This window comes from Streptomyces sp. NPDC057099, from assembly GCF_042671245.1.
GTDB lineage: Bacteria > Actinomycetota > Actinomycetes > Streptomycetales > Streptomycetaceae > Streptomyces > Streptomyces purpurascens.
This window is the reverse complement of the sequence record NZ_JBHUTX010000100.1, coordinates 1-4,707: the sequence shown is the minus strand read 5'-3', so window position 1 is coordinate 4,707 and position 4,707 is coordinate 1. Positions and strand designations below refer to the sequence as shown.

At 71.4% G+C, this 4,707-nt stretch carries 4 protein-coding genes; 2 read left to right on the top strand and 2 right to left on the bottom strand.

All coding sequences use genetic code 11. The features are described 5' to 3' along the window. Nucleotides 1-408 precede the first annotated feature (408 nt). Nucleotides 409-1,245, bottom strand: a complete 837-nt coding sequence (locus tag ACFT4A_RS42215; RefSeq protein ID WP_382841968.1) for a purine-nucleoside phosphorylase — start codon at nt 1,243-1,245, stop codon at nt 409-411. Nucleotides 1,246-1,338: 93 nt separating this feature from the next. Then, a complete protein-coding gene (locus ACFT4A_RS42210; RefSeq protein ID WP_215119027.1) occupies nt 1,339-1,776 on the bottom strand; it encodes a gamma-glutamylcyclotransferase in 438 nt (145 codons plus the stop codon). 96 nt (nt 1,777-1,872) lie between these two features. Here ACFT4A_RS42210 and ACFT4A_RS42205 point away from each other — a divergent pair, with 96 nt between their 5' ends. Next, entirely contained in the window at nt 1,873-3,321 is a 1,449-nt protein-coding gene (locus ACFT4A_RS42205) for an NAD(P)H-quinone dehydrogenase (RefSeq protein ID WP_382841964.1), read from the top strand. A 165-nt stretch (nt 3,322-3,486) separates the two neighbouring features. Beyond that, nucleotides 3,487-4,461 (top strand): DeoR/GlpR family DNA-binding transcription regulator, encoded by a 975-nt coding sequence (locus ACFT4A_RS42200; RefSeq protein ID WP_382841962.1) that lies wholly within the window; start codon nt 3,487-3,489, stop codon nt 4,459-4,461. Nucleotides 4,462-4,707 lie beyond the last annotated feature (246 nt).

The following is a 4,707-nucleotide window of genomic DNA, read 5'->3' as shown; positions in this document are numbered from 1 at the left end:
GGGGCCGCGTCGGGGGGTGTCCGTCCTCGGAACGGCGCGATGGGGTCGGACGCCGACTGACTGTTCGTTGACGCGCCAACCGCTGCGGGCGGACACCCCCCGACACGTGCCCTTCTCGCCGTACGCGGGTGCGGGCGCGTCGTGGCTCAGCTGCCACCGGCCTGCCGCTCGGCTGCGGGCTGCGGGCTGCGGGCGCGCTCGGCTCGGCTTGGCTGCCGCCTGCCGCCTGCGGGCGCCGGCCCCGCTTGGCTGCGGGCTCCCGCTGGCCGCCCCAGCTGCGGGCATGCATGCCTCCCCCAGTTCCTTAAGGGCCTGGGAGGTGCCCCCAGGGCGGCACGGGTGGGCGCGGCGGTGCCCCGTTTCGCCGGGTTGCGGTCCCAGTCGGCTCCGGCACCGACGCCGGGTGTCCTACAGGCGTCCCAGAACCTGTGCCAGCAGGGAACCCATCCTCGTCGCCGAGTCGCGGCCCGCCTGCAGTACCTCTTCGTGGTTCAGCGGCTCGCCCGTCATGCCCGCTGCGAGGTTGGTCACCAGGGAGATGCCGAGAACCTCCGCACCCGCCTCCCGCGCGGCGATCGCCTCGAGGACCGTCGACATGCCCACCAGGTCCGCGCCGATGACGCGGGCCATGCGGATCTCGGCCGGAGTCTCGTAGTGCGGGCCGGGGAACTGGGCGTAGACGCCCTCCTCCAGGGTGGGGTCGACCTCCTTGCACAGGGCGCGCAGGCGCGGGGAGTAGAGGTCGGTGAGGTCGACGAAGTTGGCGCCGATGATGGGGGAGGTGGCCGTGAGGTTGATGTGGTCGCTGATCAGGACCGGCTGGCCGGGGCGCATGCCCTCGCGCAGGCCGCCGCAGCCGTTGGTGAGGACGATCGTCTTGCAGCCGGCCGCTACGGCGGTGCGGACGCCGTGGGAGACGGCGGCCACGCCGCGGCCCTCGTAGTAGTGCGTGCGGCCCAGGAAGACCAGGGCGCGCTTGTCGCCGATCTTGTACGAGCGGATCTTGCCTCCGTGGCCCTCGACCGCCGGGGGCGGGAAGCCGGGCAGCTCGGTGACCTGGAACTCGGCGTCGGGGACGCCCAGGGCGTCCACGGCCGGGGCCCAGCCGGAGCCCATCACGAGGGCGACGTCGTGGGTCTCGGCGCCCGTGAGTTCGCGCAGGCGGGCGGCGGCGGCGTCGGCGGAGGCCCTGGGGTCGATCGGGGCGGCGCCCTGGATGTCGTCCGGAAGAAGAGATGCGTTCACGCCGACGAGGGTAGCCGGTGAATGCCTACGCGCGTAGATGGTGGAGCCAACGGGGTGGCGATCGTTGTCTTGTCGTTTCCGACAGACGGAGGCTCAGCAGGGGCGCTTGCGGAGTTCCATCACATAGTCGTGCGGGGCGCCCGCCGATTCGGCCGCGTCGGCGATCTCGCCCAGGTAGCGGGCGGAGGGCAAACCGCCCTCGTAGGCGTTGAGGGCGTAGGACCAGGCCGGCTCGTCGGCCTCCAGGGTGTGCACCCGTACGCGCGTGCGCCGGTAGATCTCCAGGCCCACGCCCTCCCAGCGGTCCATCGAGTCCTCGTCCATGGGGGCGATGTCGTACAGGGAGACGAAGACCTGGGAGGTGGGGTCCTCGACGATCGTCGGCAGGGCGCCCTCCCAGCCCATGTGCTCGCCGCCGAAGGTCAGCCGCCACCCGTTCAGCCAGCCGGTGGCGCGCAGCGGCGAGTGCGGGGCGCGGCGGGACATCAGCCGCGCGTCGAGGTTGCCGGCGTACGCGGCGTAGAGCGACATGGGGGAAGGGTACGGCAGGCGGACTCGCGTCACTCGCGTAACGGAGCCGCATCGCGGCGGGCCCCCGGGCGGTGTCGGGTTGAGGGGTGCGGGACAATGGAGTACGTGACTCGGATCGTGATCATCGGTGGCGGACCCGGCGGATACGAAGCGGCGCTGGTGGCCGCTCAACTCGGCGCGGAGGTGACCGTCGTCGATTGCGACGGTCTGGGCGGGGCGTCGGTGCTCACCGACTGCGTACCGTCGAAGACTCTGATCGCGACGGCCGAGGTGATGACCACCTTCGACTCGTCGTACGAGGAGCTGGGGATCATCGTCGCCGACGACACCCCGCCCATGGAGCAGTCCGCCCGGGTGGTCGGGGTCGACCTGGGCAAGGTCAACCGGCGTGTGAAGCGGCTCGCGCTCGCCCAGTCGCACGACATCGCCGCCTCCGTGACACGTGCCGGGGCGCGTGTCATGCGCGGGCGCGGGCGGCTGGAGGGCATGCAGGCGCTCGACGGGTCGCGGAAGGTCGTGGTGCGCGCCGCCGACGGGAGTGAGGAGACTCTTACGGCTGACGCCGTACTCATCGCCACCGGTGGGCATCCGCGAGAGCTGCCCGACGCCCTGCCGGACGGTGAGCGGATCCTGAACTGGACCCAGGTCTACGACCTCAATGAGCTCCCCGAGGAGCTGATCGTGGTCGGGTCGGGTGTGACCGGTGCCGAGTTCGCGGGTGCCTACCAGGCGCTGGGTTCGAGGGTGACGCTCGTGTCGTCGCGGGACCGCGTGCTGCCGGGCGAGGACCCGGACGCGGCCGCCGTGCTGGAGGACGTCTTCCGGCGGCGCGGCATGAACGTCATGGGACGTACCCGGGCCCAGTCCGCCAAGCGGGTCGGGGACCGGGTCGAGGTGACCCTCTCCGACGGGCGTGTCATCACCGGGTCGCACTGTCTGATGGCCGTCGGCGCCGTGCCCAACAGCGCGGGCATGGGGCTGGAGGAGGCCGGCGTCAGGCTGCGCGAGTCCGGCCACATCTGGACCGACAAGGTGTCCCGTACGACCGCTCCCGGCGTGTACGCGGCCGGTGATGTGACGGGCGTGTTCGCTCTCGCCTCCGTGGCCGCCATGCAGGGGCGGATCGCGATGTACCACTTCCTCGGCGACGCCGTGGCCCCGCTGAACCTGAAGACCGTGTCGTCGAACGTCTTCACCGACCCGGAGATCGCCACCGTCGGCTACACCCAGGCCGACGTCGACGGCGGGAAGATCGACGCCCGGGTCGTGAAGCTGCCGCTGCTGCGCAACCCGCGCGCCAAGATGCAGGGCATCCGCGACGGCTTCGTCAAGATCTTCTGCCGTCCGGGCACCGGGATCGTGGTCGGTGGTGTCGTCGTGGCGCCGCGGGCCTCGGAGCTGATCCACCCGATCTCGATCGCGGTCGACAACAATCTGACCGTCGAGCAGATCGCGAACGCCTTCACCGTCTACCCCTCGCTGTCGGGCTCGATCGCCGAGGTGGCACGGCAGTTGCACACACGCAAGGAGACCGGCGAGGGCTGAGGCCGAAACCGGCTCCTCGCTGGTCACGGGGAGTATTCGACCATGTGTGTGGCATAGGCGGCGCGACTAGGCTCTATACCACTTCCCGCTGGTCCGTGCGAACATCTTCTGCTATTCAGCGCAAACTGCTGAAAGCAGACGGTCGCTGGCGTTACTGTCAGTTTCGTGTTCGCTGCAGAACGTCGCCAATTGATCCTCGAAATGGTGCGAGCGAACGGGGCCGTGTCGCTCCGTGAGCTCGCCCGCGTCGTCCAGACCTCCGAAGTGACCGTACGGCGGGACGTGCGCGCGCTGGAGGCAGAAGGACTCCTCGACCGCCGGCACGGCGGTGCGGTACTGCCGGGCGGTTTCACGCGGGAGTCCGGCTTTCCGCAGAAATCCCATCTCGCGACCGCCGAGAAGACCGCCATCGCCGACCTCGCCGCGAACCTCGTGGAGGAGGGCGAGGCGATCGTGGTCGGGGCGGGTACGACGACCCAGGAGCTGGCGCGCCGGCTCGCCCGGGTGCCCGGACTGACCGTCGTCACCAACTCGCTGCTGGTGGCACAGGCGTTGGCCCACGCCAACCGGGTCGAGGTCGTGATGACCGGCGGTACGCTCCGCGGCTCGAACTACGCCCTGGTCGGCAGTGGTGCCGAGCAGTCCCTGCACGGGCTGCGGGTGTCGCGGGCCTTCCTGTCCGGGAGCGGTCTGACCGCCGAGCGCGGGCTGTCCACGTCCAACATGCTGTCGGCGTCCGTCGATCGGGCGTTGGTGCAGGCGGCCGCGGAGGTGGTGGTGCTCGCCGACCATACGAAGCTCGGGACGGACACGATGTTCCAGACCGTGCCCACGGATCTCATCACGCGGCTTGTGACCGATGAGCCGCCCGCGCATGACGATCGTGCGGCCACCGAGCTTCAGGCGCTTGCCGACCAGGGCGTGCAGATCGCCGTGGCCGGGGGGCAAGGGGGTTCGGCGGGGGCGGCCGGGCCGGGGGGTGATGCCGTCCCGGCTCGCCAGCAGCGTCGGGACGTGCCGTTGCCCGGGCCTCGGCGGCAGGTTCCTGGTGCGGCGGGGGGTTTGCGGTCCGCCGCGATGCTGGGGGAGCAGGGGGCTGGGGCTGAGCGGGCTCGGGTGGCGGATCTGCGGCGGCGGTAGGGAAGCCGGGCGGGTCGGTCCAGTTGCTGTGGGGTGTCAGGCACCGGCGTTGGCGCTGGTGGCGGGTGGGTGCGCAGCCCGGCGTAGCGGGGTGCCTTCCCCACTCTCGGCTTCGCTCGAGCGGGGGGACCCCCACCGCCCACCCGTGCCGCCCTGGGGGCACCTCCCAGGCCCTTAAGGCACTGGAGGAGGCACGCACGCCCGCAGCTCAGAGGGATGGGCGGGCAGGGGCGTTGTGCCCCTGCC

Coding starts and splice junctions, on each gene's coding strand:
- ACFT4A_RS42210 (WP_215119027.1), bottom strand. CDS start 1,776: ATGTCGCTCTACGCCGCGTACGCCGGCAACCTCGACGCGCGGCTGATG.
- ACFT4A_RS42205 (WP_382841964.1), top strand. CDS start 1,873: ATGGAGTACGTGACTCGGATCGTGATCATCGGTGGCGGACCCGGCGGA.